Here is a 2541-nt window from a genome sequence, read left to right on the forward strand (position 1 = left end):
TAAAGAAAAAATGTTCCGGTAATCGTTAAAGTTCAACGTCCAAATCTAGCAGAAGCATTCAAGCGAGATTTGGATTTAATTAAAGTCTTTGCAAACCTGTTAATTTCTTTGAATTTTATGAGTTACCTACGTTTAGATGAAGCAGTATCGGAGTTAGATAAAATATTTAATGAGGAATTAGATTATCGCTATGAAGCATCTAATACTCGTAATATGAGAAAAACACTAAAGCAGCATAAAATATATGTTCCAAAGATTTATAACAAATATTCTAAGCGTCGAGTTTTAGTTATGGAATATATCGATGGAGTTCTTGCCTCTGATTATATTAAAGTATTGGCTAGGGATCCCGTCAGAGCCTCTCAATGGCAGGATGAAAATGACTTTGATCCTGAAAAAGCGGGTGAAGCGATGTTTATTTCATTACTTCGACAAGTATTTGAAGATAACTTGTACCATGGAGATCTACATCCAGGCAATATTATTTTCTTGCGTCGGAGCAAAGTTGCATTCATTGACATGGGTAGCGTGGGATCCCTGGATAGGGAGTTAAGGGTAACTTATAATGAGTATACGAATGCATTGTCAGATGGAGATTTTGCCAAAGCGGCTAATTATATCGTGCGGTTTGCTGTTGATATTCCCAGAGTTAATTTACCTAGAGTCAGGGCAGAGATGTCGAGTGCTATAGAGATTTGGTCTTCCAAAGCCCAACTTAAAGGGATAGAGTATAAAGAAAAGTCTTTTGGTGGGGCAACCGCTGAATTATCTAAAGTGATTGCCAAATATGGTATCCCAAGTAATTGGACTTTTCTCAAATTGACTCGATCTTTTTTAACTCTAGATGGTGCACTGCAGTACCTATTACCTGAATTTGATTTCTTCAAGACATCTAAAAAATATAATCGGCAGGCAGATCGACGTGCTCTCAAACAAAGTTTAGATCCAAAAAGTATTAGAACTTCGATTAACCAGTTCTTTGACACTATTAGCGAGTACAATAACCTGGTTTTACCTGAGTTGCGACAACGAACCATCGCATTTGAGTTAACCAGTAATATTTTTGCACTGTTACTGGTAATAGGTTTCCAATCTCTCGCCTATTTACTCCTAATAACTGAACCAGTTGCAGTTTATAGTTTCCTTTATCAACATTATTTTAAAGCGATTGAACCTATTCATACTCAACTGGCTGAAGAGTTTTTTAAACAAATTCCCCATCTTCCATATCTGGAATGGATTGGTATTTTTATACTGATTGGCCTCAGTGCTAGAATACTGCTTGCGGGGGCAAAAGTTCTGGAGCGTAAAGACTTTCCTCAATAGGTAAGCGGCTGGTTGACTGACAAAACTTATGTAACCGAATACTCATAAGTGTGGATCTGAAATTCCAGCCTATACATTCGTTTTTCCTATTGTTTGCATGATGGGTACTGGTTCCATCGAATGTGAAGGAGAAAGGCGTTGCTGATTCTGGGTATGGTTTCGCCCCCCTAGGGGGTGTTTTCAAACTGGTTATATCCTAAAAGTAGTGTGATAAATGGGTGCATTAGATGAATCCAGGGGACGTAAAGTTTTGAACAGTGGGAGAGGTTAAAACCGTTGACCTGAAGTCTTACTATGAAATGATGCACTTTCACTACTCACGTCAGTTGAAGAGCTGATTTGTAAAGAAAATCTAAAGCTAACTCGAAGCCTGGCTGAGTGACTTGTAATCTGAAACAGAAGACGAGTTCAACCCTATATCCATGAGTCGTTTGCCTCAAATCTCCAATCATCACCGCCAACCCTATCCAAGTGATATGAGTGATGTGGAATCGGAAGTGTTGCGACCGCTTATACCGAAGCCGAAGGGATTTGGGCCTCTGAGGAGGGTAAACTTGCGCGAGATGATCAACGGGATCTGCTATGTGCAGCGTAGTGGATCCCAGTTGAACATGCTGCACCATGACTTTTTACCTCACCCAAGGGTCTATGGTTATTTCCGTAAATGGCAACCGCTTTGGGTATGGGCTGAGAATCCATGGCCAATTGCGTCATCCACTCCGATAACAAATGGGAGGTGAAGAAGACTCCAGTGTGGCGCTCGCGTAGCGTCGGTCTTTGCCCGCATCGCCAATTTAATGACTCGCCGACTGGCTTGTTGAGGTTTTGTTTACAAATCAGCTTTAATTGTTGATCAGTGATGTTTTATGCGATAGAATCAACTGTAGTAGTTAAATCAATCTAGGAACCTAAACGTTATGGCTGATAGTGAGGGAGTTAAGAGCGCTGTCATTCTACGCAGTGAAGAGGATTTTGGAGGCACACCTGATTTCTTGTCTGGGTCTTCAAGTAAGAGGAGCAAGAAAAAGAAGAAAAAGAAGCAGGCAGCAGGTTTAAAGCCTATTGAGAAGGCTGTGTTTAAACAAGCAAAGCGTTTCGATGAGGCAAGTAAGGTCTATAAGGATCGCCATGAGAAGTCCAATCGTAAGAAGAAAAATGGTTGGATTAAGGATTTTGGAAAGAACTATACCAAGAGTATGTCTAAGTTAATGAAAT

At 40.1% G+C, this 2541-nt stretch carries 3 protein-coding genes; all 3 read left to right on the forward strand.

Going from position 1 to position 2541, the window contains the following annotated elements; all coding sequences use genetic code 11:
- Nucleotides 1–21 precede the first annotated feature (21 nt).
- On the forward strand, nucleotides 22–1326 hold the full coding sequence (locus tag F6K49_RS40700) for an AarF/ABC1/UbiB kinase family protein (protein ID WP_293106613.1): 1305 nt from the start codon (nucleotides 22–24) through the stop codon (nucleotides 1324–1326).
- Nucleotides 1327–1802: 476 nt separating this feature from the next.
- Nucleotides 1803–2066 (forward strand): transposase, encoded by a 264-nt coding sequence (locus tag F6K49_RS53870; protein WP_366514294.1) that lies wholly within the window; start codon nucleotides 1803–1805, stop codon nucleotides 2064–2066.
- Between the two features lie 177 nt (nucleotides 2067–2243).
- Nucleotides 2244–2541: hypothetical protein (locus tag F6K49_RS40705; RefSeq protein ID WP_293106610.1), on the forward strand; the 298-nt coding region annotated here is incomplete at its 3' end.

The organism is Moorena sp. SIO3I6 (assembly GCF_010672095.1).

Coding starts and splice junctions, on each gene's coding strand:
- F6K49_RS53870 (WP_366514294.1), top strand. CDS start 1,803: ATGAGTGATGTGGAATCGGAAGTGTTGCGACCGCTTATACCGAAGCCG.